This is a genomic window from Ornithinimicrobium cavernae, from assembly GCF_003121625.1.
Classification (GTDB): Bacteria; Actinomycetota; Actinomycetes; order Actinomycetales; family Dermatophilaceae; genus Ornithinicoccus; species Ornithinicoccus cavernae.
Genome location: NZ_QDDJ01000010.1, coordinates 130,120 through 153,969 on the forward strand (window position 1 = coordinate 130,120; position 23,850 = coordinate 153,969).

The 23,850-nt window shown below is 72.1% G+C and carries 28 protein-coding genes; 5 read left to right on the forward strand and 23 right to left on the reverse strand.

What is annotated here, in order from left to right:
* Nucleotides 1-60: 60 nt before the first annotated feature.
* From menE to DA085_RS12985, 3 genes are read left to right on the forward strand one after another with little or no spacing between them, the layout of a single operon-like run.
* Entirely contained in the window at nt 61-1,227 is a 1,167-nt protein-coding gene (gene menE / locus DA085_RS12975) for an o-succinylbenzoate--CoA ligase (protein WP_109473401.1), read from the forward strand.
* Between the two features lie 21 nt (nt 1,228-1,248).
* Nucleotides 1,249-1,503 carry a PLDc N-terminal domain-containing protein gene (locus DA085_RS12980; RefSeq protein WP_109473402.1) on the forward strand — a complete coding sequence of 85 codons (255 nt, stop codon included), beginning with the start codon at nt 1,249-1,251 and terminating at the stop codon, nt 1,501-1,503.
* Nucleotides 1,504-1,506: 3 nt separating this feature from the next.
* Nucleotides 1,507-2,382, forward strand: a complete 876-nt coding sequence (locus tag DA085_RS12985; protein ID WP_109473403.1) for a 1,4-dihydroxy-2-naphthoate polyprenyltransferase — start codon at nt 1,507-1,509, stop codon at nt 2,380-2,382.
* A gap of 59 nt (nt 2,383-2,441) precedes the next feature.
* Here the strand turns inward: DA085_RS12985 and DA085_RS12990 are convergent, their stop codons facing one another.
* From DA085_RS12990 to DA085_RS13025, 8 genes are all read right to left on the reverse strand, one after another.
* Nucleotides 2,442-2,702 carry a DUF4229 domain-containing protein gene (locus DA085_RS12990; protein ID WP_109473404.1) on the reverse strand — a complete coding sequence of 87 codons (261 nt, stop codon included), beginning with the start codon at nt 2,700-2,702 and terminating at the stop codon, nt 2,442-2,444.
* Between the two features lie 3 nt (nt 2,703-2,705).
* Nucleotides 2,706-3,683 (reverse strand): c-type cytochrome biogenesis protein CcsB, encoded by a 978-nt coding sequence (ccsB, locus tag DA085_RS12995; RefSeq protein ID WP_109473405.1) that lies wholly within the window; start codon nt 3,681-3,683, stop codon nt 2,706-2,708.
* Complete coding sequence (gene resB, locus DA085_RS13000) at nt 3,680-5,296, reverse strand: cytochrome c biogenesis protein ResB (protein WP_109473406.1); 1,617 nt, start codon at nt 5,294-5,296, stop codon at nt 3,680-3,682. The genes ccsB and resB overlap by 4 nt, the downstream gene beginning before the upstream one ends.
* A gap of 75 nt (nt 5,297-5,371) precedes the next feature.
* The gene (locus DA085_RS13005) at nt 5,372-6,109 is read right to left on the reverse strand and encodes a cytochrome c biogenesis CcdA family protein (RefSeq protein ID WP_109473407.1); all 738 of its coding nucleotides are present in this window, start codon (nt 6,107-6,109) and stop codon (nt 5,372-5,374) included.
* A 64-nt stretch (nt 6,110-6,173) separates the two neighbouring features.
* Complete coding sequence (locus DA085_RS13010; protein WP_237565490.1) at nt 6,174-6,710, reverse strand: TlpA family protein disulfide reductase; 537 nt, start codon at nt 6,708-6,710, stop codon at nt 6,174-6,176.
* A 77-nt stretch (nt 6,711-6,787) separates the two neighbouring features.
* A complete protein-coding gene (locus DA085_RS13015) occupies nt 6,788-7,435 on the reverse strand; it encodes a histidine phosphatase family protein (protein ID WP_109473409.1) in 648 nt (215 codons plus the stop codon).
* 211 nt (nt 7,436-7,646) lie between these two features.
* Complete coding sequence (hemL, locus tag DA085_RS13020) at nt 7,647-8,960, reverse strand: glutamate-1-semialdehyde 2,1-aminomutase (RefSeq protein ID WP_109473410.1); 1,314 nt, start codon at nt 8,958-8,960, stop codon at nt 7,647-7,649.
* A complete protein-coding gene (locus DA085_RS13025) occupies nt 8,957-9,427 on the reverse strand; it encodes a MarR family winged helix-turn-helix transcriptional regulator (protein ID WP_109473411.1) in 471 nt (156 codons plus the stop codon). The genes hemL and DA085_RS13025 overlap by 4 nt, the downstream gene beginning before the upstream one ends.
* 155 nt (nt 9,428-9,582) lie before the next feature.
* On the opposite strand from DA085_RS13025, the gene DA085_RS13030 reads away from it, so the two are divergent.
* Nucleotides 9,583-10,134, forward strand: coding sequence for a YceI family protein (locus DA085_RS13030; RefSeq protein WP_109473412.1), 552 nt, complete (start codon nt 9,583-9,585; stop codon nt 10,132-10,134).
* 96 nt (nt 10,135-10,230) lie between these two features.
* On the opposite strand, the gene hemB is transcribed toward DA085_RS13030, so the two are convergent.
* The 11 genes from hemB to DA085_RS13085 all read right to left on the reverse strand — a co-directional run bounded on the left by hemB (nt 10,231) and on the right by DA085_RS13085 (nt 20,220).
* Nucleotides 10,231-11,241 (reverse strand): porphobilinogen synthase, encoded by a 1,011-nt coding sequence (hemB, locus tag DA085_RS13035; protein ID WP_202619223.1) that lies wholly within the window; start codon nt 11,239-11,241, stop codon nt 10,231-10,233.
* A complete protein-coding gene (locus DA085_RS13040) occupies nt 11,238-12,875 on the reverse strand; it encodes a bifunctional uroporphyrinogen-III C-methyltransferase/uroporphyrinogen-III synthase (RefSeq protein ID WP_109473413.1) in 1,638 nt (545 codons plus the stop codon). Before DA085_RS13040 ends, hemB begins: the two co-directional genes overlap by 4 nt.
* A gap of 4 nt (nt 12,876-12,879) precedes the next feature.
* On the reverse strand, nt 12,880-13,842 hold the full coding sequence (gene hemC / locus DA085_RS13045) for a hydroxymethylbilane synthase (protein ID WP_237565491.1): 963 nt from the start codon (nt 13,840-13,842) through the stop codon (nt 12,880-12,882).
* The gene (locus DA085_RS13050) at nt 13,839-15,194 is read right to left on the reverse strand and encodes a glutamyl-tRNA reductase (protein WP_109473414.1); all 1,356 of its coding nucleotides are present in this window, start codon (nt 15,192-15,194) and stop codon (nt 13,839-13,841) included. Before DA085_RS13050 ends, hemC begins: the two co-directional genes overlap by 4 nt.
* Complete coding sequence (locus DA085_RS13055) at nt 15,191-15,856, reverse strand: redox-sensing transcriptional repressor Rex (protein ID WP_237565492.1); 666 nt, start codon at nt 15,854-15,856, stop codon at nt 15,191-15,193. The genes DA085_RS13050 and DA085_RS13055 overlap by 4 nt, the downstream gene beginning before the upstream one ends.
* Nucleotides 15,857-16,010: 154 nt before the next feature.
* The gene (locus tag DA085_RS13060; protein ID WP_109473415.1) at nt 16,011-16,316 is read right to left on the reverse strand and encodes a glutaredoxin family protein; all 306 of its coding nucleotides are present in this window, start codon (nt 16,314-16,316) and stop codon (nt 16,011-16,013) included.
* Between the two features lie 16 nt (nt 16,317-16,332).
* Nucleotides 16,333-17,265, reverse strand: coding sequence for a lysophospholipid acyltransferase family protein (locus DA085_RS13065; protein ID WP_237565493.1), 933 nt, complete (start codon nt 17,263-17,265; stop codon nt 16,333-16,335).
* On the reverse strand, nt 17,262-18,275 hold the full coding sequence (locus DA085_RS13070; RefSeq protein WP_109473416.1) for an NAD-dependent epimerase/dehydratase family protein: 1,014 nt from the start codon (nt 18,273-18,275) through the stop codon (nt 17,262-17,264). The genes DA085_RS13065 and DA085_RS13070 overlap by 4 nt, the downstream gene beginning before the upstream one ends.
* A gap of 62 nt (nt 18,276-18,337) precedes the next feature.
* Entirely contained in the window at nt 18,338-18,436 is a 99-nt protein-coding gene (locus DA085_RS13075) for a 30S ribosomal protein bS22 (RefSeq protein WP_003792170.1), read from the reverse strand.
* Between the two features lie 119 nt (nt 18,437-18,555).
* The gene (locus DA085_RS13080) at nt 18,556-18,756 is read right to left on the reverse strand and encodes a helix-turn-helix domain-containing protein (protein ID WP_109473459.1); all 201 of its coding nucleotides are present in this window, start codon (nt 18,754-18,756) and stop codon (nt 18,556-18,558) included.
* A gap of 276 nt (nt 18,757-19,032) precedes the next feature.
* Complete coding sequence (locus DA085_RS13085; protein ID WP_109473417.1) at nt 19,033-20,220, reverse strand: acetoin utilization protein AcuC; 1,188 nt, start codon at nt 20,218-20,220, stop codon at nt 19,033-19,035.
* 36 nt (nt 20,221-20,256) lie between these two features.
* On the opposite strand from DA085_RS13085, the gene DA085_RS13090 reads away from it, so the two are divergent.
* Nucleotides 20,257-20,934 (forward strand): potassium channel family protein, encoded by a 678-nt coding sequence (locus tag DA085_RS13090; protein ID WP_202619224.1) that lies wholly within the window; start codon nt 20,257-20,259, stop codon nt 20,932-20,934.
* Between the two features lie 102 nt (nt 20,935-21,036).
* Here DA085_RS13090 and DA085_RS13095 read toward each other — a convergent pair whose 3' ends face one another.
* From DA085_RS13095 to DA085_RS13110, 4 genes are all read right to left on the reverse strand, one after another.
* Nucleotides 21,037-21,570 (reverse strand): GNAT family N-acetyltransferase, encoded by a 534-nt coding sequence (locus tag DA085_RS13095; RefSeq protein ID WP_109473418.1) that lies wholly within the window; start codon nt 21,568-21,570, stop codon nt 21,037-21,039.
* A gap of 71 nt (nt 21,571-21,641) precedes the next feature.
* Nucleotides 21,642-22,445, reverse strand: a complete 804-nt coding sequence (gene proC, locus DA085_RS13100; RefSeq protein ID WP_109473419.1) for a pyrroline-5-carboxylate reductase — start codon at nt 22,443-22,445, stop codon at nt 21,642-21,644.
* A gap of 4 nt (nt 22,446-22,449) precedes the next feature.
* The gene (locus tag DA085_RS13105) at nt 22,450-23,415 is read right to left on the reverse strand and encodes a proline dehydrogenase family protein (RefSeq protein ID WP_109473420.1); all 966 of its coding nucleotides are present in this window, start codon (nt 23,413-23,415) and stop codon (nt 22,450-22,452) included.
* 70 nt (nt 23,416-23,485) lie between these two features.
* Nucleotides 23,486-23,791: a hypothetical protein gene (locus DA085_RS13110; RefSeq protein ID WP_109473421.1), complete on the reverse strand. Its 306-nt coding sequence runs from the start codon at nt 23,789-23,791 to the stop codon at nt 23,486-23,488.
* Nucleotides 23,792-23,850 lie beyond the last annotated feature (59 nt).

Genomic DNA, 23,850 nt, shown 5'->3' on the forward strand with positions numbered 1-23,850 from the left:
GGTGAGCCGGACCCCGTCCTGGGGTCCGGCTCACTGCTGTTCGGTGCGTAACCTGATCGGGTGTCAGCCGCCACCGAGCCCCCCGTCCAGCCCGCCACGGCCGGCGACGACCTCGACGCCCTCCTGCGCAGCGCCACGCGGGCGCTGGACGGCGCGGGGGTCGTGCTGACGACGTCCGGCTCGACGGGTCAGCCCAAGCGTGTGGCCCTCACCGCGGGCGCCCTGCGCGCCTCGGCCGCAGCGACGGCTGAACGGGTCGGTGGCCATGGCCGCTGGTTGCTGGCCCTGCCCACCGACCACGTCGCGGGCTGGCAGGTGGTGGTCCGCTCCGCCCTGGCCGGCACCGTGCCGATCCGCCTGGACGGCCCGTTCACCGTCGGTGCGTTCACCACCGCGTCGGCCCGGCTCGGCGGTGGCCCCCGGCTGGTCTCCCTGGTCCCGACCCAGCTGCTCCGGCTCGTCGAGGACCCCGCCGGTCTCGCGGCCCTGGCTGACTTCGACGCCGTCCTCGTGGGTGGGGCCGCTCTCCCGGCCCCCCTCCTGCGGCGCGCGGAGACCGCCGGCGTCCGCATCCACCGGACCTACGGGATGACCGAGACCGCCGGTGGCTGTGTGTATGACGGCACTCCCCTGACCGGGGTCGAGGTCCGGCTCGACGAGGGCCGGGTGCTCCTCGGCGGGCCGGTCCTGGCCAGCGGTTACCTCGACGACCCTGCCCTGACCGCTGAGCGCTTCACCACGGACGCCGACGGCCGACGCTGGTTCCGCACCGACGACATCGGTGAGCTCGACGACGGGCGACTGCGCCTGCTGGGCCGGGCGGATGACGTGATCAACACCGGCGGGCTCAAGGTCGCCCCGCGGCCCGTCGAGGACGCCCTGCTGGGACTGACCGGGGTGCGGGAGGCGCTCGTGCTCGGCGTCCCCGACCCGGAGTGGGGCCAGCGTGTCGCGGCCGTGCTCGTGGGGCACGGCCGCACGGACGACCGCGGGCCGTCGGGCGCCTCCTCCTCCGCCGACGACCAGGTGACGGCCACGCGGCCCGGCACCTCCGCCATACGCGAGCTGCTGCGCGACGCCCTGCCCGCCCAGGCGCTGCCCCGCCAGGTCGTGTGGCTGGACGCGCTCCCGTTGCTTGCCTCCGGCAAGCCCGACCGGGTCGCGCTACGGACGATGTGCGCAGGTGGGAGTGGCACAATGGGGAGTCACCGCGGATCCGCGTCGTGAACTGAATCTGGAGGGAGACCCGTGCTCAGGGTGGTGCTGTCCGTGGCCGTGCTGGCCTTCACCGTCTACTGCGTCGTCGACGTCGTGCAGACGGAGGAGGAGCGGGTGCGGGGACTGCCCAAGCTGGTCTGGCTCGTCGTCACCCTGCTCGTGCCGCTCGCCGGAGGGATCAGCTGGCTGATCGCCGGGCGACCACGCGGCATACTCAAGCCCCGACCGCGCCCGAGCGGACCCCGCGGTCCGGACGACGACCCCGACTTCCTCCGGGGCATCTGACCCGTGGCCTCCTCTGCCCAGTGGGTCGCTGGCGCGCGCCCCCGGACCCTCCCGGCCGCCGTCGCCCCGGTCGCCGTCGGCACCGGCTCGGCCCACGCCCTCGGCCACTCCGACCTCGGGCTGGCCTTGCTGGCCCTGCTCGTCGCCGTCGGGCTGCAGATCGGCGTCAACTACGCCAACGACTACTCCGACGGCATCCGCGGCACCGACGAGCGCCGTGTCGGTCCGATCCGCCTGGTGGGGCAGCGGCTGGCCGACCCCGCCAACGTCAGGCTGATGGCCTTCCTCTGGTTCGGCTTCGCCGCCGTGACGGGCCTGGCGCTCGTGGCGCTGTCGGGCGCGTGGGCGCTGCTGCTCATCGGTGGCCTGGCCATCGTGGCGGCCTGGCGCTACACCGGGGGTGCCAACCCCTACGGCTACCGCGGGCTGGGCGAGGTGATGGTCTTCATCTTCTTCGGCCTGGTCGCCGTGCTGGGCACCACGTGGACCCAGGTCAAGGAGCTCGACCTCGCCTCGTGGGCGGGCGCGACCGGCGTCGGCGCGATCACCTGCGCGATCCTGGTGGCCAACAACCTGCGCGACATCCCGGGCGACACCACGTCCGGCAAGCGCACCCTGGCGGTGCGGCTCGGTGATGCCCGCACCCGGTGGCTGTACGTCGCGCTGATCGCCCTCCCGTTGCTCGCCTCCGTGGTGGCCGCCCTCGTGCACCCGTGGGCGCTGCTCGCGCTGGGTGCGGCCCCACTGGGCGTCCTCACGACCCGCCTGGTCCTGAGGGGCGCCCGCGGCAGGGGACTCGTGCCCGTGATCGGCAGCACCGGGCTCTACCAGCTGGGGTTCTCGACCCTGCTCACGATCGGGCTGGTCCTGTCGGCCTGACCGCACACCTCCAGGCACCTGCCTGGGTCCCTCCCGGGACGTGACGCACCGGGCGCGGATCAGCGGAGGTCGTCGTCCTCGGCTTCCTCGTCGGTCCGCTGGTCGGCCAGCTTCTCGGCACGGCGGGCGCGGGAGCGCTCGACCTTGGCCTCGATGGTGCGGGCCGCCTCCTCGCGGGGGCCGGCCAGCAGGAAGAACGAGGTCACCATCGAGAACAGGGCCGCGATGACGGCCGCCCAGAGCGGCTCGAGGCCGACCAGGACGAGGACCAGCATCGCGACGAGGAACAGCCCGATGCGGTAGACGGAGTACTTGAACACCGATCAGATCCCGGAGTAGGAGTGCCAGCCGACGAAGAAGGTGTTGACGACCGTGTAGTTGATGACGATGCACCCGGCGCCGGCGACGGCCAGCCAGGTCGCCTTGCGGGCGGTCCAGCCCGAGGTGGCGCGGGCGTGCAGGTAGGCCGCATAGACCACCCAGATCACGAAGGTCCACACCTCCTTGGGGTCCCAGCCCCAGTAGCGGCCCCAGGCCTGCTCGGCCCAGATCGCGCCCGCGATCAGGGTGAACGTCCACAGCGGGAACGCCACGATGTGCAGCCCGTAGGTGATGCGCTCCAGGGAGGACGTGCCGGGCAGCGCCGCCAACCAGCCGGGCACCTGTCCCTTGGCCTCGGCGCGGTCCTTGGCGAGGTAGAGCAGCGCCAGCACGCAGCCGATCGTGAACAGGGCGACGGACAGGGTCGCCACGGTCACGTGGATGACCAGCCAGATCGAGTTCAGCGACGGCATGAGCTGGGAGGCCTCGGTGTACCAGGACAGCTTGGCGGCCGCGAGGACCAGCGTCACCGGCAGCGTGACGAACAGCCCGAGCCACAACCGGTCCCTGCGCAGCGCCCACGCCGAGTAGACGACCAGCGTGAACATCATGGCGACGAGCGCGAACTCGTACATGTTGCCCAGCGGCGCCCTCCCGACCGAGAGCCCCCGCAGTGCCACGCCGGCGACCAGTCCGAACGTGGCCAGCAGCGTGAGCTGCAGCCCGATGACACCCCACCGGCGGGAGGGTGGCGGCGGTGCCGGCTCCTCGGTGGCCAGCACGGCCACCGAGGACCCGGACGGTGCCGCGGAACCGGCTGCTGTCCGGTGCTCCGTCCGGGCGGTCGCCGAGGTGCGCTCACGGGTGCGGGTGCCGGTGACGGCCAGGTGGCCGGCGAACGCGAGCATCGCCAGCGTCGTGAGCACCATCGTGGCCCACACGGCGATGTCGGAGGCCTGGGCCAGGGTCTGGTTGGTCATTCGCTGTCCTTCGTCGCTACTGCTGCAGAGATGTCCTCGACCAGTGCGTCGAGGTAGCCCTGCAGGTTGGGGTCGGTGCCCTTGGTCAGGCCCGCAACCATCAGTCCAGTATGCCGCGCACCCGGCTCCGCGCCCGCCTCACCCGGGTCGGTGACCCGGACAAAGACCCGCCGCCGCTTGACGGTGAGCATGGTGACCAGCCCGCCCAGGAGGACGATCGAGCTGATCAGCACCGGGATCCGCCCCGGGTCGTGGCGCACCACGAGACCACCCCAGCGCACCACATCCTCGAAGACGAGGGTGCCCCGGTCGCCCGGCAGCTCGGTGGACTCGCCCGGACGCAGGAGCAGCCCGGAGGTGGTCCCGTCACTGGTCCTGATCTGCTCCATCTCGGCCGTGTCCAGGGTGTAGACCGACTGGGGTCGGCCGCCCGGGAACAGGGTGCCCTCGAAGAGCCCCAGGACGAGGCCCGGGTCCACCAGGCCCGGGAAGTCCGAGACCGGACCCGCCGTCTCGTCGAACCGGAGCGTCGGCAGGAAGGCGCCGTAGAAGCCGAGCTGGGGCTCCGCGGCCGGGACCTTGATGGCGCCGGTCGAGTAGTAGTTGTCGTCCTGCGGCAGGAACGGCGTGGTGAAGGTGCCGAGCGGGTTGCCGTCACCATCGGTGACGGAGGTGACGGTGGCATAGCCGTTGCCGAGCAGGAACACCGAGGTCCCGCCGAAGTGCAGCGGGTTGTTGACCCCCAGGACCTGCTGCTCCTCGGGCGCGCCGGGCTCGTCAGTGGTCGTCACGGTGGCCTCGAACAGCCGTGGGGCACCGAACTGTGCACCGCCGGCGTCCGTCTCGAACTCGACGTCCAGCCGGTCGAGGTGCAGCGAGAACGGGTCGATCGAGCTCTCGTCGACCCAGGGCCCGGTCTGGAGGGTGTCGTAGCGCCCCGCCTGGCTGATGAACGTCTCCCCCTCGGAGATGATCACCTCGGCCCGCCATCCCCACAGGTGTCCCACCGCCACAGAGACGATCACCGCGAGCAGGGAGATGTGGAAGACCAGGTTGCCGGTCTCCCGGAGGTAGCCGCCCTCGGCGGCCACCTCGTGCTCGCGCCCGTCCTCGACCCTGCGCAGGCGGAGGCGCCGCCTGCCTAGGGCCGTCCGGGCGGCCTCGAGCACCACCTCGGGGTCTGCGGCCAGCTCGGTCGTGGCGTGCGACTCCAGCCGCGTCAGGTTGCGGGGTGCCCGCGGCGGCTGGGCGCGCATCGCACGCCAGTGCACGCCGGCCCGCGGCACGATGCAGCCGATCAGGGAGATCATCAGGAGCAGATAGATCGCGGCGAACCACGGTGAGGAGTAGACGTCGAAGAAGCCGAAGCGGTCCAGCCACTCCCCCAGGGTCGGGTTGTCGCGCACGAACTGGTTGACCCGGGGCGGGTCGACACTTCGCTGGGGCCAGATCGAGCCGGGGACGGCGGCGACAGCGAGCAGCATGAGGAGCATCAGCGCGGTGCGCATGCTGGTCAGCTGTCGCCACATCCAGCGCAGCCAGCCCACCACGCCGAGCCTCGGCTGGATGATGGGGTCCGGCGACCTGGTGGGCGCCTTCCTGGTGTCAGTCATCGGCCCCACCCGGTGGTGTCGTCACGGTCGCCGCCGTCATCGGGCCGTCCGGTGGCGTCGTCCTGGTCCGCGCGGTCACAGGACCGTCTCGAAACCGCTGACGAGTCGGGTCTGGACCCAGGTGGTGACACCGTCCCAGACGCCGGTCACCATGAGCAGGCCGAGGACCACCAGGAGGACCCCGCCGGTCACCGAGACGAGCCGGTGCCGATCCCGCAGCCAGCGGGACAGCCTGCTGACCCAGCCGAAGCCGGCCGCGACCAGCAGGAACGGCAGCCCCAGCCCGAGGCAGTACGCGACCGCCAGGACCGTCCCGCGGGCCAGCGTGGCCGCGTCGGGCGACATCGAGGCCCCGAGGGTCTGGATCGCGGCCAGCGCGGGCCCGGTGCAGGCGGTGAACCCCAGACCGAAGACCACCCCGAGCAGGGGTGCGCCGGCGAGTCCGGCGGCCGGCCGCCAGCGGGGGCCCAGGCTGGTGCCGGGGTTCAGCACCATGACCAGGCCGAGCAGGACCACCACCGCTCCGCCGACGCGCAGCAGCAGGTCCTGGTGCGCCTGCAGGCTGAGCGCCAGGCCCGAGATCACCACACTCATGGTGATGAAGACGGCGCTGAACCCCGCGACGAACAGGGCGGTGCCGGCCAGCAGCCGACCGCGACCACCCTCCGGCGCCTCGGGGGTCATCCCCCCGAGGTAACCCAGGAAACCGGGCACCAGAGGCAGCACGCAGGGCGAGGCAAAACTGACCAGCCCCGCGAGGGCAGCGACACCGAGCGCCGCCAGGAGCGGGCCGCTGAGCACGAGCTCACTCACCGGGTCTCCCCACTGCGTCCTGCGACGAGGCCCGGGCAACGGAGGTCGTGGGTGCGCACTGACCTCATGAGGTGAGCACGTCCTCGACCAGCCCCTGCAACGTGGCGTCGTCGACCTGGCCGGCCACCCGCGCGGCCAGCCGGCCCTCGCGGTCCAGGACCAGGGTGCTGGGTCGGGGCGTGGCCATCCCCTGGAGCGCGAGCAGTGTCTTGCCACCGTCGTCGGCCAGCGACGGGTAGGGCATCTCGTGCCGCTCCTCGAAGGCCAGGGCGGCCGTGGCCGAGTCCCGGTCGTTGACGCCGATGAACTGCACGGGGTCGCCCGTCTCCTCGAAGTGGGCGTGGGCGGCCTTGAGGTCCGGGACCTCCTCCACGCAGGGCCCGCACCAGGAGCCCCACACGTTGATCACCAGCACCTCGCCCCGCGCCTGCGTGGAGGACCAGGGCTCCAGCACGACCTCGCCGGTCTCGGGGTCGGTGCCCGCGAGCACCTCACCCTCCAGCTCGATCGTCATCGTGCGGTCCTCGGGGGCGAGCTGCTCGACGGTGCCGTCTCCGGAGACGTAGCCCTTCTGGCTGCCGTCACGGGCCTGGTCGCTCACGGTATTGCCGCCGCCTCCGCACCCGGAGAGCACCAGGGCGAGCGTGAGAAGAACTCCGGCGACCCACCTGCGCCGCCTCACGTCCCCGCCCCCGGCGCGGCGGTGGCGAGCAGGTCCCGGGCGGGTTCGGCATAGGCGAGCTCGACCGGGTCGTCATCGAGGTAGGTGATCGTCGTGACCGAGGCGAGCGTGCACTGACGCTGGCGCGGGTTGTGCCAGAGCCGGCGCCCCTCGATGGAGCGGCGCAGGGTCTCGATCGGCAGCTGGTGACTCACCAGCACCGCCTCGTGCCCCCGTGCGGTGCGGCGTGCGTCCTCGACCGCCTCGAGCATGCGCACGGCGATGTCGCGGTAGGGCTCGCCCCAGGAGGGGGTCGTGGGGTTGCCGAGGCGTCGCAGGTGCTGCCAGCGCAGGAGCTGCCGGGGGTTCGCGCCGACCGTCGTGCCCTCGAAGGTGTTGCCCGCCTCGATCAGGCGCTCGTCGGCGCCGACCTCCAGGCCCAGCACCCGTGCGGTGGGAGCGGCGGTCTGCTGAGCCCGCTCCAGCGGTGAGGCGACCAGGTGCACGACATCGCGGCCGTCCATGAAGTCGGCGACCCGCTCAGCCATCTGCTGCCCGAGAGGGGAGAGCCGGTAGCCCGGGAGCCGCCCGTAGAGGACGCGGCCCGGGTTGTCGACCTCGCCGTGGCGGACCACGTGGACGAGGGTGCGGCTACCTGCGGTCATGCCCCCGATTGTCCCATGCGAGCCTGAGCGGATCCTCAGTCCCCGACCGAGCGCACCGGGACCTGACTTCCCATCCCACCGGGCGCGCCGAAACCTGACACTCACCCCCACCGAGCGCGTGGCAGTCACCGTCACCACGCGTTCGATCGGGTCATCACGGGCGCCCACGCGCTCGGTCGGGCGGTAGAACAGGCGACCACGCGCTCGGTGGTCAGCCGATGTCGGCCACGGCACCGGGGAGCGCGGCCAGGACCGTCCCGACCGCCTCGTCGTCCAGCGCCGCCGAGACGAACCAGGTCTCGAACGCACTCGGCGGCAGGTGCACGCCGCGACGCAGCATGCCGTGGAAGAAGCGACCGAACGCCGCGGTGTCCTGGTCCTGCGCGTCGGTGTAGTCACGCACCTCGCCGTCGCGCAGGAAGACGCTGAACATCGACCCGGCCCACTGGATGCGGTGCGCGACACCGGCTCTGGCGAGCTCGGTCGCGACCGCGTCGGCGATGATGTGGGCCACCTCGTCGAGGCGCTGGTAGACCTCGGGGGTGCACAGTCGCAGGGTGGCCAGGCCCGCCGCGCTGGCGACCGGGTTCCCCGAGAGGGTGCCCGCCTGGTAGACCGGCCCCTCGGGCGCGAGCAGCGCCATGACGTCCGCGCGGCCACCGAAGGCCGCGGCCGGGAACCCCCCGCCCATCACCTTGCCGAAGGTGAACAGGTCGGGTGCGCCACCTGCAGGCGGCCCCTCGAGCCCGAACCAGCCCGCGCGGCTGCACCGGAACCCGGTCATCACCTCGTCGGAGATCAGCAGTGCACCGTGCTCGCGGGTCACCCGGCGCAGCGCCTCGGTGTAGCCCGGCCGCGGAGGGACCACGCCCATGTTGCCGGGACACGCCTCGGTGATGACGGCAGCGATCTCGCCGCCCCGGTCGGCGAACGCGGCCTCCAGCGCCACGACGTCGTTGTAGGGGAGCACGATGGTCTCGGCCGCGCTGCTCGCCGGCACCCCGGCGGAGTCCGGCAGCGCGAAGGTGGCCAGGCCCGAGCCGGCCGAGGCCAGCAGGGAGTCGACGTGGCCGTGGTAGCAGCCGGCGAACTTCACGATGACGCTGCGACCCGTGAACCCACGGGCCAGGCGGATCGCGCTCATCGTGGCCTCGGTGCCGGAGTTGACCAGCCGCACCTGCTCGACCGGGTCGACCCGGGACACGATCTCCTCGGCCAGGGCGACCTCGTGCTCGCTGGGCGTGCCGAAGCTGAAGCCGTCCGCCGCGGTGGACCGCACCGCCTCCAGGACCTCGGGGTGGGCGTGGCCCAGGATCATCGGCCCCCAGCTGCCGACGAGGTCGACATAGCGCCGACCGTCGGCGTCGGTCAGCCACGGGCCGCTCGCCGAGCGCATGAACCTCGGGGTGCCCCCGACGGAGCGGAACGCCCGGACGGGCGAGTTCACACCCCCCGGGATGACGCGCCGGGCTCGTGCCAACAGCTCCTCGGACGCGGGTGCCTGGTCCGGGTAGTGGGTGCTCAACAGTCTCCTTCCGTGACGTCGATCGAGTCGACGACGCGTGTCATGGCGTGGCCCAGGGCCGCGAACTCCTCCGGGGTGAGGCGGTCGAGCAGGATCCGGCGCACGTCGGACACGTGCACGGTGGCCAGCTCCTCCAGCACCGCCCGACCCTGCGGGGTGAGGCTGAGCTCGACCCCGCGCCGGTCCTCGCGCACGGCGTGCCGCTGGACCCAGCCGAGGCGCTCCAACCGAGTCGCCGTGTGGGTCAGCCGGCTGCGCGACTGCACGACCAGCTGCGCCAGGGCGGACATGCGCAGACGGCCCCCCGGCGCCTCGGAGAGCATCGAGAGGATCTCGTACTCGGTGAGCCGCGTGCCGTGCTTGGTCAGTCCCTCATCCAGCGCCGTCGCGATCAACCGGGTCCCGCGCAGGTAGGCACGCCAGGAGGCCTGCTCCTGGGTGCTGAGCCAGCGGACCTCGTCCTCCATGCTCGATCGCCTTCCTGCGCTCGCCAGATGCCTGCGGATGTGCTGGGCTTGGGTCGGTATGACATGGAATCGTACCGACTAGGAATATGGTTGAATAGTCAACCGTTACTCCCCCTGACAGCGTGATCACTCCGAGACCCCTAGGAGCACCCCCCATGACAGTCTTCAACAGCCTCGCCCCGGGCACCTACACCGTCGACCCGACGCACACCGAGATCGGTTTCACCGCGCGCCACATGATGGTCGCCAAGGTCCGCGGCACCTTCCGCGAGTTCACGGCCGAGGTCGTCGTCGGCGAGACGCTGGCCGACAGCTCCGTCAGCGCCGAGGTCCAGCTCAACTCCGTCGACACGCGCAACGAGGACCGCGACAACCACCTGCGCACCTCTGACTTCTTCGATGTCGAGAACCACCCGACGATGACCTTCCGCTCCACCGAGATCACCGAGAGCTCGATGACCGGTGACCTGACCATCAAGGGCACCACCCGTCCGGTGACCTTCGACCTGGAGTTCAACGGTGTCTCGGCCGACCCGTGGGGCGGCACCCGCGCCGGCTTCGAGGCCACGACCGAGGTCAACCGCAAGGACTGGGACCTGACCTGGAACGTCGCCGTCGAGGGCGGTGGCGTGCTCGTGTCCGAGAAGGTCAAGCTGCACCTGGACGTCGAGCTGGTCGCCCCGACCGCCGAGGACGCCCAGGCCTGAGCCACGGCTCCCCTGACCCACGCAGAACCCCCTCGCCGCACGGCGAGGGGGTTCTGTGCTGTTCCACGCCCGGCGTGTCCGCGAGGGCGCGGGACCTCAGCGGGCGAGCAGTGCCGCGGCGTGGACGGCGTAGTAGGTGAGCACCACCTGCGCCCCGGCCCGCCGGACGGCCGTGAGGGACTCCAGCACGGTGCGGTCACGGTCCAGCCAGCCGCGCTCGGCGGCGGCCTCGATCTGGGCGTACTCGCCCGAGACCTGGTAGGCGGCGACGGGGACGTCAGAGAGGTCGGCGACCTGGCGCAGCACGTCCAGGTAGGGCAGCGCCGGCTTGACCATCACCAGGTCCGCACCCTCGGCCAGGTCCAGCCGCAGCTCGCGCAGGGACTCGGTCGCGTTGGCCGGGTCCTGCTGGTAGGTCGCCCGGTCACCCTGCAGGCTGGAGCCCACGGCCTCGCGGAACGGACCGTAGTAGGCGGAGGCGTACTTGGCGGTGTAGGCGAGCACCGAGACGTCGGTGAACCCCTCACCGTCCAGGGCCGCCCGGACCACCGCGACCTGACCGTCCATCATGCCCGAGGGGCCGACGACGTGGGCGCCGGCGCGGGCCTGGGCCAGCGCCATCTCGGCATAGCGCTGCAGGGTGGCGTCGTTGTCCACCCGGCCCCGCTCGTCGAGCACCCCGCAGTGTCCGTGGTCGGTGAACTCGTCCAGGCACAGGTCGGCCATGAGGACGGTGGCGTCGCCCAGGTCGGCCCGGAGGTCCTCCAGGGCCAGGTTGAGTATGCCGTCGGGCCGGGTTCCCCAGGTCCCCTCGGCGTCCTTGTGCTCGGGTGAGGGCACCCCGAAGAGCATCAGACCGCCGACGCCGGCCTCCACCGCCTCGTGCGCCGCCGCGCGCAACGAGTCACGGGTGTGCTGCACGACCCCGGGCATCGACCCGATCGGCGCCGGCTCGGTGAGGTCCTCCCGGACGAACACCGGCAGCACCAGGTCGGCGGCCGACAGCCGGGTCTGGGCCACGAGCCGGCGCAGGGCCGGTGTGGTCCGGAGCCGACGCGGACGCTCGATCGGCGCCTGGACCGGTGCCGGGTGGCTGTCCGGGCTCACGCGCGGGCCCGGGCTGCGCCGCGCCGGCCCGTGGTGCGGCGCAGGCTGGGCCGCACCGGCTCGCCCGTCTCCTGCACGGCCAGCGCCAGCATGGCGGCGTGCTGGGCGAGGGCGTCCACCAGCGCGACACCCCGCGGCTCGGGTGCGATCACGTCGACCCGCAGCCCGTGCTCCTCGGCGGTCCGGGCCGTCGCCGGGCCGATGCAGGCCACGACCGTGCCGGGGTGCGGCTTGCCCGCGATGCCCACCAGGTTGCGCACCGTCGAGGAGGACGTGAAGCAGACCGCGTCGAAGGCGCCTCCCTTGATCGCGTCGCGCACCGGCGCGGGCGGCGGGGCCGCGCGGACCGTGCGGTAGGCCGTGACGTCGTCGACCTCCCAGCCCATGTCGAGCAGGCCCGCCACGAGGGTGTCGGTGGCGATGTCGGCCCGGGGCAGGAACACCCGGTTGATCGGGTCGAGGACGTCGTCGTAGGCGGGCCAGTCGGCCAGCAGACCGCGCGCGGACTGCTCGGTCGAGGGGATCAGGTCCGGCTCGATCCCCCACTGCCGCAGCGCGTCCGCAGTGACCCCGCCGACGGCAGCGATCTTGAGACCGGCGAACGCGCGGGCGTCCAGCCCGATCTCGGTGAACTTCTCGCGCACCGCGCGGACGGCGTTGACCGAGGTGAAGCCGACCCACTCGTAGCGGCCGGTCACCAGGCCCTTGATCGCCCGGTCCATCTGCTGCGGCGTCCGTGGCGGCTCGACGCTGATGGTGGGCACGACCTTGGACGTCGCACCGTGCGAGGCGATCCGCTCGGTCATCTCGGTGGCCTGGTCCTTGGTGCGCGGCACCAGCACGTTCCAGCCGAACAGCGGCTTGGTCTCGAACCAGCTCAGCTCGGAGCGCAGGTCGACGGCCCGGCCCACGACGACGACGCCCTCGCCGAACGTGCGGGTCTCCAGGTCGTCCTCCACACGGTCCAGGACACTGACGTAGGTCTGCTGGGCGACCGTCGTGCCCTGCTCGGTCACACAGACGGGGGTCTGCGGGTCACGGCCGGCCCGGCGCAGCCCGCCGAGGGCCTTGCGCAGCGTGTCCGGGGCGCCCAGCAGCACGACCGTCACGTCGTCGGCCACCGACGTCGCCCAGTCGGTGCGGCTGTCGGCAGCGTCGATGATGTGCACCTCACCGGTGCCGGAGGTCAACGGCACCCCGGCGTAGGTCGGCACGGACCAGGCGATCGAGACACCCGGCACGACCTCGAACGGCACCCCCGCGCCGCGGCAGGCCAGGGCCTCCTGGCTCAGCGTGGTGAAGGCACCGGGGTCACCGGCCATGATGCGGACCACCAGCGCCTCCGGCTCCTTGAGCGCGCGGGCGGAGCGCACGACGAGCTTGGCGCGTGCGGCGGGCGAGCGCCGGGGGCCACCGACCGCGCCGGTCTCCACGATCTGCACGTCCTCGCGCACGAGGCCGCTCAGCCAGGTCGCGGTGTCGGGGTCGTCGACGACGACGGTGTCGGCCGCGGCGAGATACTCCCGGGCTCGCACCGTGAGCAGTCCGGGGTCACCGGGGCCGGCGCCGACGAAGGCGACGCGGGCCGACGTCACCGGGGGCGCGCTGGGGGGTGCTGCTGTGCTCGTGCTCACGTGATCACGCTCCAGGGTGTTGTGCTGCGGGGGTCTGGAAGGGGCTCCGCTCGCCGTTCGGAGCCAGCTGGCCGAGGAAGTGGTGGGCCATCTCGTGGCCCAGGTCCACCGCACTCGTGCCGCGAAGGGTGTGGCGGAGTATGCCGTCGGTGCCGGTCCCGACGACGGCCTCCAGGATGATCTCGTCCCCCTGACGGGTGGCCAGCGCGCCCACCGGGGCGCTGCAGCCCGCCTCGAGCGCGCCCAGCAGGGCCCGCTCGGCGGTCACGCAGGTGCGGGTGGCCGGGTCCTCCAGCACCGCCAGCAGGCGGACCATCTCCCGGTCGTCGTAGCGGCACTCGACCGCCAGCGCCCCCTGACCGGGCGCGGGGAGCATGACGTCGGTCTCCAGCACCTCACTGGCCTCCCCGATCCGCCCGATGCGCCGCAGCCCGGCGGCCGCGAGGATGATGGCGTCCAGGGTGCCGTCGGTGACCTTGCCGATGCGCCGCCCCACGTTGCCCCGCAGCCCCGTCACGGTGGCCTGCGGTGCCGCAGCGGCCAGCTGGACGGCGCGGCGCGGGGAGCCGGTGCCGATCACGGCTCCCTCGGGCAGGTCGCCCAGACGCAGCCCGTCGCGGGAGATGACGACGTCGCGGGGGTCCTCGCGCTCGGGCACGGCCGCCACCACGAGGCCAGCCTCCTCACCGACGGGCAGGTCCTTGAGGGAGTGGACGGCGAAGTCGATCCGGCCCTCCTGCAGCGCCTCACGCAGCGCGGAGACAAAGACCCCGGTGCCGCCGATCTGGGTGAGCGGGGCGGAGGACTGGTCGCCCTCCGTCTGCACGTGGACGAGCTCGACCTCGTGGCCGAGCGCGCGCAACCGGTCGGCGACCCACCCGGACTGGGAGGTGGCCAGCTCACTCGCCCGGGTCCCCAGCCGCAGCGGCCGGGTCATCGCGTTCACACCAGTTGCGTTCTCACTCATGGCAATCCACTCACTTGGGGCGGGCTGTCGACGGCTGCGGTGTCCCGCGCGTCCAGGTCGAAGAGCTCGCGCAGCAGGGCGACGTAGGACCCGTCCGAGTCCTGGGCCGCGAGCTCCTTGGCGCGCACCGTCGGCGTGTGCAGGATCTTGTCGAGGATCCGCCGCACGCTCTGGTGCACCTCGGCCCGCTGCTCGTCGGGCAGGCCGGGAAGTCTCTGGTCGAGCCGGGCGAGCTCGCTGTCGGCCACGGCCGCCGCCCTGGAGCGCAGCACGGCCAGGGTCGGCCCGACCTGCGCGGAGCGGCGGGTGGCGAGGTAGGCCGCGACCTCCCCGGTGACCAGCTCACGCACCGCGTCGAGGACCTGCTCGGTCTCGGCCGTGGTGGACTGGTCAGAGGTGTCGTCGGCGGCGGGGAGCCCGGCGCCGGGGGCCCCGGGAGCCGGCTCGCCGAGCTCGGCCAGGCCCCACACGGTGACGCCGGGGCGCTCAGCCACCTCCGGTGCCACGTCGCGCGGCATGGCGAGGTCCACCAGGACCAGTGGCTGCTCCCGCCGGTCGGCACCCTCCAGCAGCTCGCCGGTGATGACCTGGTCGGTCGCACCGGTGCAGGTGAGCACGAGGTCGGCGGCCTGCAGCTGTGGAGCCAGGTCGGCCCAGTCGTGCGCGGTCCCGCCGTGCGCCTGTGCGAGCCGCTCGGCCCGTTCGGGCGTGCGGTTGACGACGGCGAGGGAGCGGACCCCCGCCCGCGCCAGGGAGGCGGCGGCCAGCCCGGACATCGCACCCGCGCCCACGACCAGGGCACGGACCCCGTCGAGGGGGCCCAGCACCCCCACGGCCCGCTCGATCCCGGTGCCGACGAGCGAGCGCGCGACCCGGTCCAGCCCGGTCTCCGTGTGAGCCCGCTTGCCGACGCGCAGCGCCTGCTGGAACAGCGGGTTGAGGGCGGCCCCGAGGTGTGCGTCCCGCTGCCCGGCGCGGAGCGCCTCGCGCAGCTGGCCGAGGATCTCGCTCTCACCCAGTGCCATCGACTCCAGCCCACAGGCGAGCGAGAACAGGTGGTTGACCGCGCGGTCCTCGTAGTGCACGTACAGGTGGGGGGTCAGCTCCTGCAGGTCGACCCCGGTCTCCTCCGCCAGGGCCGCACCCACCTGGGCGACGGCTCCGTGGAAACTCAGCGCCTCGGCATACACCTCGGTGCGGTTGCAGGTCGTCAGGACGAGGGACTCGCTGACGTCGTCGAGCCCCGTCACCCCCGAGGCGAGCGCCCGTGAGCGGGTCTCATCGAGTGAGACGCGCTCCAGCAGCTCCAGGGGAGCACTGCGGTGCGAGAGGCCGACGACGAGGAGGCTCATCCCATCGCCTCCGAGTCCGTGCCCTCCTGGAGCGGGTCGTGGGTCGAGACGGCCAGCAGGCGACGCTGCTCGTGGAAGGCGAGGATCTGCAGCTCGGTGGCCAGGTCGACCCCGCGCACATCGACACCGTCGGGCACGTTGAGGTGGCCCGGCGCGAAGTTGAGGATGGAGCGGACACCCATCCGCACGAGGTTCTGGGCGACGGTCTGCGCCGCCGGGGCGGGGGTCGTGATGACACCGATCGCCACGGTCGGGCCCTTGGCCGCCAGGTCGGCCAGGGTCATCACCCGCAGCCCCTCGACCAGCGTGCCCACGACCTCCGGGTCGTCGTCGACGAGCGCCACGATCCGGAAACCCCGACCGGAGAAGCCGCCGTAGGCAGCCAGGGCGCGGCCCAGGTTGCCCATCCCGACGATGACGACCGGCCACTCCTGGGTGAGCCCGAGCTCCTGGGCGATCTGCGCGGCGAGCAGCTCGACGTCGTAGCCGACGCCACGGACGCCGTAGGAGCCGAGGTGGGACAGGTCCTTGCGCAGCTGGGTGGAGCGGACGCCCGAGCGGGAGGCCAGCTCCTCGGAGGCGATGCTGGTGATGCCCTGGTCGTGGAGGGTCGTCAGTGCGCGGAGGTACAGGGGGAGCCGACCGACGGTGGCCTCTGGCACACCAGCACGGCGGATGGACTCGGGCACCACCTCGACACAGGCTCCTCTCGGCCGCGACGGGTCCTATACCAGAACCGGTCAGGGAGATTCGGGGACCCCCCCACCTTATGACTTTGTGAACGCTTGCACAAAGTCGCGCTCGGCGGCGCTCAGGCTACTGACGGGTATGCCGTCGGTCCCGTCGGCGTCGGCGCAGGGCCCGGGCGAGGGTCTCCTCGGTCACCGACCAGTGTGCTATCTGACGGCCGTCGACCAGGACGACCGGGACCAGCTCGTCGTACTGCTCCACGAGCTCCGGTGAGGAGTCCACATCGACTCTCTCCCACGCTGTTCCGGTGCGCTCGGCCACGCGCTCCACGACGCCCGCAGCCACGTCGCACAGGTGACAGCCCACCCGGTCGACCAGGGTGATCCGGGGGCCGGCGGGCTCCGGGGCGGGCCGCGCGAACCACCGCCTCACGGGGCCACCCCGGGCATCAGAAGAACACCGAGCGTCGGTCACGGAGCAGGTTGTAGAGAGTGTGCTGGATCGTCTCGCGCACGCGGTCGGAGATCTCGAAGACGACCGCAGGGTCCTCGGAGGCACCCTCCCCGCGGTCGTCGGTGCGGATCGGGGCACCGAACTCGATGAGCCACTTGCTGGGCAGCGGGAGCAGACCGAGCGGCCCGAGCCACGGGAAGGTGGGGGTGACCGGGAAGTACGGGAGGCCGAGCAGCCGGGCCAGGGGCGCGGCGTTGGCCAGCATCGGGGCGACCTCCTCGGCCCCCACGATCGAGCACGGGATGATCGGCACCTCCGCCCGCAGGGCCGCCGCCACGAAGCCGCCCCGCCCGAAGCGCTGCAGGCGGTAACGGTCCTTGTAGAGCTTGCCCACACCCTTGAAGCCCTCGGGCCACACGCCCACCAGGTGGCCCTCGTCCAGGAGCCGCTGCGCGTCCGCGCTCGTGGCCAGGGTGCTGCCCGTCTTGCGGGCGACCGGACCGACCATCGGGCTGGCGAAGACCAGGTCAGCCCCCAGCATGCGCAGGCTGCGGTGGCCGGGGGTCTCGTCGTGGACCGCCAGCTGGGTCATCAGCGAGTCGATCGCGATCGTGCCGGAGTGGTTGGCCACGACCAGCCCGCCGCCCTCGGCGGGCAGGTTCTCGATGCCGCGGACCTCGACCCGGAACCACGAGCGGTAGAGCGGGCGCAGGAGCGGCAGGGCCACGTGCTCGGTGAAGTCGGCGTCGTAGCCGAACTCGTCGACGGTGTAGTCACCGGTGAGGCGGCGCCGCAGGAAGGCCAGCGTCTGCGCGACCGACTCGTCGAGCTCGTCACCGACCAGACCGGTGGCCGCCCCGGCCGCCCGCAGGCCCTTGATGAGCACCATCACCGCCTGCTCGAGGTCGCTCTCGCGCACGCCACTCACTGCCCCTCCTCGACGGGCTGCTGCTCGGGCCGGTCGCCGGCCCGGCGTGCGGCGAGGAACGACTCGAAGGCCCCCCGCGTGGTGTAGGCGGGCGCGAAGCCCAGCTCCTTGCGCATGCGTTGCGTGTCGATCACACGGCCGTAGGAGAGGAACGCCAGGTGGTCGGCCGGCAGGGCCGCCCAGCCGAGCCGCCGGGTGGCCCACAGGGACAGCCCGCCGGCGCCGGTCACCACCGGCAGCCAGGGACGCCGGCTCAGTGCGATCGCCTGCCCGAGCGAGAGGACACCGTCCCCCGCGACGTTGACGGTGCCGACGACGGGGCCGCTCGTGGCGTGCACGACGGCGGCGACCGCGTCGTCCTCGTGGAGGAACTGCAGCCGGCCCTGCTGCCCGAACGGCACGGGGAGGACGGGCATGCGGAAGTAGTCGGTCAGCACCGTGCGGATGCTCGGCCCGATCACGTTGGCCATCCGCAGCATCGTGATGTCGATGTCGGGGCGGCGCCGGGACAGGCCGCGGACGTAGCTCTCCGCCTCCATCGAGTCGTGCGGGAAGCCCGAGCGCGGCAGCTGCTTGGCCGTCATCTCCTCGGTGAACACCGCCGGGTCCCTGGGCGAGGAACCATAGACGCCGGCCGTCGACTTCACGACGACCCGCCGCACGCTGGCGGACTTCTGGCAGGCCGCCATGAGCTGCATCGTGCCGAGGACGTTGATGTCCTTCTGGACCACGCGCCCGCCCGCGTCGCGCGGGGTGGCGATGACGCCCATGTGCACGACCGTGTCGACACCGGCCTGCGTGATCAGCCGGGCGAGCAGGGGGCTGCGGACGTCGGCCCGGACATACTCACCGCGCCCCATGGGGTGCTTCGGTGGCACCAGGTCGACTCCGATGACCCGCTCGATCGAGGGGTCCTCGGCGAGGCGCCGCACGACCCGGCCAGCCAGGTCACGCGCCACACCGGTGACCAGCACCACGCGGGGGTGCGCTGCCTCGTCCACGGGCTCCATTCTCCCAGGATGCCGCGACGGCGCCGACCTCCACCAGGGGGAGTCGGCGCCGTCGCGTCAGGTCACTTCTTGTTGCGACGCTGGTGACGCGTCTTGCGCAGCAGCTTGCGGTGCTTCTTCTTCGCCATACGCTTGCGGCGCTTCTTGATCACAGAGCCCATTGGCTGAACGTGTCCTTCGTCTGTTGGATGTCTGGTCGACCTGGTCGCACCCGTGGGGCGCCACCGGACAGTCGGGACAGCCTACCGCCCGTGCTCAGTGGCTCCCAAACGCAGTCGGCTCAGGCCGTCCCGTGGAACGAGTCCTCGAGGTAGTCCTGAACGGCCTTCTCGGGCACCCGGAAGGAGCGCCCGACGCGCACCGAGGGCAGTTCCCCGGAGTGCACCAGACGATAGACGGTCATCTTGGAGACGCGCATCACCGCGGCCACCTCGGCCACTGTCATGAAGCTCATCTCACCGAGCCGGTGCTCTTCAGCCATCGACGTCATCCCGTCCTGTCCGCACTCCGGCGGCCAACGGGTTCTCCGGTGGCTGCCCATCTGTCAACCATGCACCTTAGGGGCAGATGGGGCAATTGCGAAAGTCGTGGCGCGTGAAAAGTCCAGTAGACACGCCGTTGTAATCAAACTGTGACCTGACTGACAGTTTTCCGTGAGCCGGCTCCGCGGGCGTGATCGACGACCACGGCCCCCGCCCGAGAAGTGTCGACAGGTGTCCGCTTCCGGGGCGGCGTCCCGCTCGGCGGTGGGCGCGGTTCAGTCGAACCAGGGGTCGAGCCCCCAGCCGGGGAACACGGCCCGCCGCGTGGCCATGATCGCGGCGTCCACCGGGCTCTCCGGCTCGTAGCCGGTGCCCCACTCACCGAACTGGATGGGCCGCCCGCCCAGGTCCCCCATCCGGCGAGGGGCGATCTGGCCGTAGCGGCGGGCCACGTGCTCGCGCCAGGACTCGGGCACGTCCTGGGTCAGGGACAGCGGGTGGTGGGCGGCGATGGCGACCAGGTGGCTCCAGGCGCGCGGGACGACCTCGATCAGCTCGTAGCCGCCGCCACCGAGGGCGACCCACCTGCCCCCGGTGAGCTCGTGGGACAGCTCGTGGAGCAGGCCGTATGCCGCGTGCATGGCGTCGAGGGAGACCGCCAGGTGGCTGAGGGGGTCGGAGTAGTGGGCGTCGCAGCCCTGCTGGGTCACCAGGACCTGGGGGCGGAAGGCGCGCAGCACCTGCGGCACCACCGCGTGGATGGCGCGCAGCCAGCCGCCGTCCCCGGTGCCCGCGGGCAGGGCGACGTTGACCGCGCTGTCCGGCGCCGAGGGACCACCGGTGTCGCCGGGGAAGCCGGTGCCGGGATACAGGGCCGTGCCGGTCTCGTGGACCGAGACGGTCAGCACGCGCGGGTCGTCCCAGAAGGCCCGCTCGACACCGTCGCCGTGGTGCACGTCGATGTCGACGTAGGCGACCCGCTCCGCCCCGTTGTCCAGCAGCCACTGGATCCCCACCGCCGCGTCGTTGTAGACGCAGAAGCCCGCCACGCTGTCGGGCATGCCGTGGTGCAGCCCGCCCGCGATGTTGACGGCGTGCTCCGCCTCTCCCGTCCACACGGCACGGCAGGAGTCGATGGTGGCGCCGACGGCGAGGGCGGTGGCGGTGTGCATGCCGGCAAAGCTGGGCGTGTCGTCGCCGCCGAGGCCGTGACCGTGCACCACGGCCGTCGGGTCCGCCGAGACCGCCTTGACCGCCTCGACGAGCCCCTCCGTGTGGACCGTGCGGATCTGCTCCTCGGTGGCCTCCGTCGCGCCGACCACGGAGACACCGGGCAGGGTGAGCAGATCGAGCGCCTCACACAGCCGGTGGGTGAGGTCCAGGCGCGACGGGTGCATCGGATGTCCACGCCCGAAGTCGTAGGACATGAAACGCTGGTCCCAGACGACGCGTGCCCCGATCATGGGGCCACGCTAGACCACGAACGTCAGGAGCCGAGCATGGTCGGGTTGAACAGGCACCGGTTGTTCGACGAGGACGTCCTCGTCATCGGCCTCGGGCGGTTCGGCGCCGCAGCGGCCCTCGAGATGGACCGGCTCGGCTACCGCGTGCACGCCATCGAGAGCAACGGGGCCCTCGCCGAGCGCTTCTCCCGCAAGCTGACGCGCGTCATCGCGGTCGACGCGGCCGACCCGACCCAGCTCGCGGAGGCCAAGCCGCAGGACTTCAGGATCGCCGTCGTCGGCATCGGGTCCTCGATCGAGGGGTCACTGCTGACGGCCGGCAACCTCGTGGATGCGGGCGTCCCATCCATCTGGGCCAAGGCCGTCTCCGCCGAGCACGCGCGCCTGCTGGAGCGCATCGGGGTGCACCACGTCATCTTCCCCGAGGCCGAGTCGGGCAGCCGCGTGGCGCACCTGGTCAACGACCGCATGCAGGGCTACATCGAGTTCGAGGACGGCTACGCGATCGTCAAGATGGCCCCGCCGCAGGAGATGATCGGCTTCACGCTGGCCGAGACGGACATCCGCAAGCGCTATGGCGTGACCGTGGTGGGCGTCAAGGCACCGGGCGAGGACTTCACGCACGCGGTGCCCGAGACCAAGGTGGGCCGGCACCACATCATGATCGTGTCCGGGCCCAGCAAGCTCATCGAGCAGCTGGCCGCCCGCCCCTGAGCCTGGCGATCGAGCAGCTGGCCGCCCGCCCCTGAGCCTGACGCCGGGTCGATCCAGCGGCACCCCTGCGGGGTCCGTGCGAGGTGCGTCTGACGCCTCTGGTCAGAGAGAGGTGGGGACCCCGGCAGAGTTGCTGAGCGGCAGGATCATCGCCAGCTCCTCGGCGTCCTCGGCGTCGTCGACGCCGTGGATCTCCATCGGCCGGCGGCTGTCGGTCGGGCGGAAGCCGAAGCTGCTCGCGAACGCGACCGCGCGGCCGTTGTCCGTGCCGACCCAGTAGATGAGGTGCTTGAGCTCGTCGGCGCGCGCCTGGGCGGCGGCGGCCTCGAGGAGCTTGCGGGCCACGCCGGAGCCACGCCGCGCGGGGTCCACCCAGAGGCCGAACAGCTCCCCGACCCCGTCCTCCTCGATCTGGTGGCTGCCCACGCTCACCACCCCCAGGACCGTCCCCTCCTCCTCGGCGAGGAGGCGGCGGGAGCGGAGCATCCGGTCGCGCCAGCGGCTCTCGTCGTAGGTCTCCTCCTCCTCGGCGGAGGCGACGAAGGCTTCCGGTGACTCCTTCAGCGCACGCAGCCGAACATCGCGGTACTCGGCCCAGTTCTCTTCATCCAGCACGCGCACGCTGATCTCACTCATGGCCCTAACTCTGGCACAAGCCCGGCCCGGGACTCCACGGGGGCCAGGGTGAACAGTGGGGGTACGGCCCCTCACTCGCCCTCGGAGAGCTCCTCCGCGCGGCGGGCCGCGGCCTCGATGGCGGTCAGGAAGGCAGCACGCACGCGGTGGTCCTCCAGGGCCCGGAGCGCCGCGACACTCGTGCCGCCCGGGCTGGAGACCTGCTCGCGCAGGATGCTCGGGTGCTCCCCGGTCTCGCGGATCATGGTGGCCGCACCGAAGAGGGTCTGGACGACCAGCTCGGAGGCCGTCGACCGCGGCAGACCGAGCAGCACGCCGGCCTCGATCATCGCCTCGGTCACATAGAAGATGTAGGCCGGGCCGCTGCCGCTGATGGCCGTGGCGGCGTTCTGGTGCTTCTCGTCCAGGACCAGCACCCGGCCGAAGGTGCTGAGCAGCTGCTCGGCCTCCGCGAGGTGCTCGGTGGTGCAGTGCCTGCCGCCGCTGAGGACGGACATGCCCTGGTCGACCTGGGCCGGCGTGTTCGGCATGACCCGGACCACGCCGGTGTTGGCGGGCAGCCGGTTCTCGAGGTACTCGGTGCTGATCCCCGCGGCGACCGAGATGACCAGGGTGTCGGAGCCGATGGTCTCGTGGATCTCGGCCAGGAGGCCCGGCATGTCCTGGGGCTTGACGGCGAGCACCACGATGTCCGCTCCCCGGGCGGCCTCGCCCACGGGAGCCGACCGCACGGCATACTTCTCGGCCAGCTCCCGGGTCGTGGCGACCATCCGCTCGCTGAGCACCAGGTCCGCCGGGTCGTGACCCGAGCGCAGCAGCGCCGACAGCAGGGACCCGCCCATCACGCCGGCGCCGAGGATCGCGATGCGCGTCATGCCCTCAGCCCTTCGTCGCGAGCGAGCGCAGGAAGAAGAACAGGTTGGACGGGCGCTCGGCCATGCGCCGCATGAGGTAGCCGTACCACTCGTCGCCGTAGGGCACGTAGACCCGCACCTGGTCGCCCTGGGCCGCCAGGCGGACCTGCTCGTCGGGACGGATGCCGAGCAGCATCTGGTACTCGAAGCTCTCGGGTCCGCGCCCGTTGGCGGCCGCGAGGACCCCCGCGATCTCGACCAGCCGCGGGTCGTGGCTGGCGACCATCGGGTAGCCGTCGCCGGCCATGAGGATCTTCAGGCAGCGGACATAGCTCTTGTCGACCTCGGCCTTGTCCTGGTAGGCGACCGACTCCGGCTCCTTGTAGGTGCCCTTGCACAACCGGACCCGGCTGCCCTCGTGGGCGAGGTCCCGGCAGTCCTGCTCGGTCCGGTAGAGGTAGGACTGCAGGACCGCACCGACCCAGGGCCAGTCCTGCCGCAGCTCCCTGAGTATGCCGAGGGTCGAGTCGGTCGTGGTGTGGTCCTCCATGTCGAGGGTCACGGTGGTGCCGGTGTTGGCGGCGACCTGGCAGATGGTGCGCGCGTTGTCCAGGGCGATCTTCTCGCCGTCACCGCCCAGCGCCTGGCCGAGGGCACTGAGCTTGAGGCTCACCTCGACCTGACCCCCCTCGGTCAGCCCCTCCGCGGACAGCCCCTCCAGGAGTGCCAGGTAGGCGTCGCGGGTGTAGGTCGCCTGGGCAGGGTCCAGGGTGTCCTCGCCGAGGAAGTCGATCGTGGCCATCCGCCCCGAGGCGTGGAGCTCGCGACCGACGGCGACAGCCTGCCCGGTGGAGTCGCCGGCCACGAACCGCTTGACGACGGAGCGGCTGATCGGTGCCTTCTCGATGACGTCGCGCAGCGCGTGGTTGCGGCTCATCAGGAGCAGCCCCTGCTTCATCCACACGCTCGGGTCGAGGTCTGCGGCGTCCATGGCGTTCTCCTTCGTCGTCCTGGGCAGGTCAAGGCTAAACCGCGATCAGGCGGCGCCCGCACGGCGCCGGTCAGCCGTCGTGCGACTGGAGGTGCGCGGCCGCCGCGAGAGCGTCCTCGATGGCCTCAGGGTCACCCGCCCGCAGGTCGGCGACGACCATCATGTGCCTGCGGAACCGGCCTGGCACCGAGAAGGTGTCCGGATGCTCCCGGACGAGGTCCTCCCGGGTGGGGAAGGCGCACCGGATCACGACGTGCTCGTCGTCGAGCTGCCGGGCCACCAACCTGCCGCGGTAGCGCCACTGGGCCGGCACGCCGGGTCGGCGGCGCACCCCCTCGAACGAGGTGGCCATCAGGTCGAGGTCTGCCCAGTCCATGCCTGTCAGCGTCGCACGACAGGCCGGTCGCGCACCGCGGACAGCGCGCGGCGGACGGG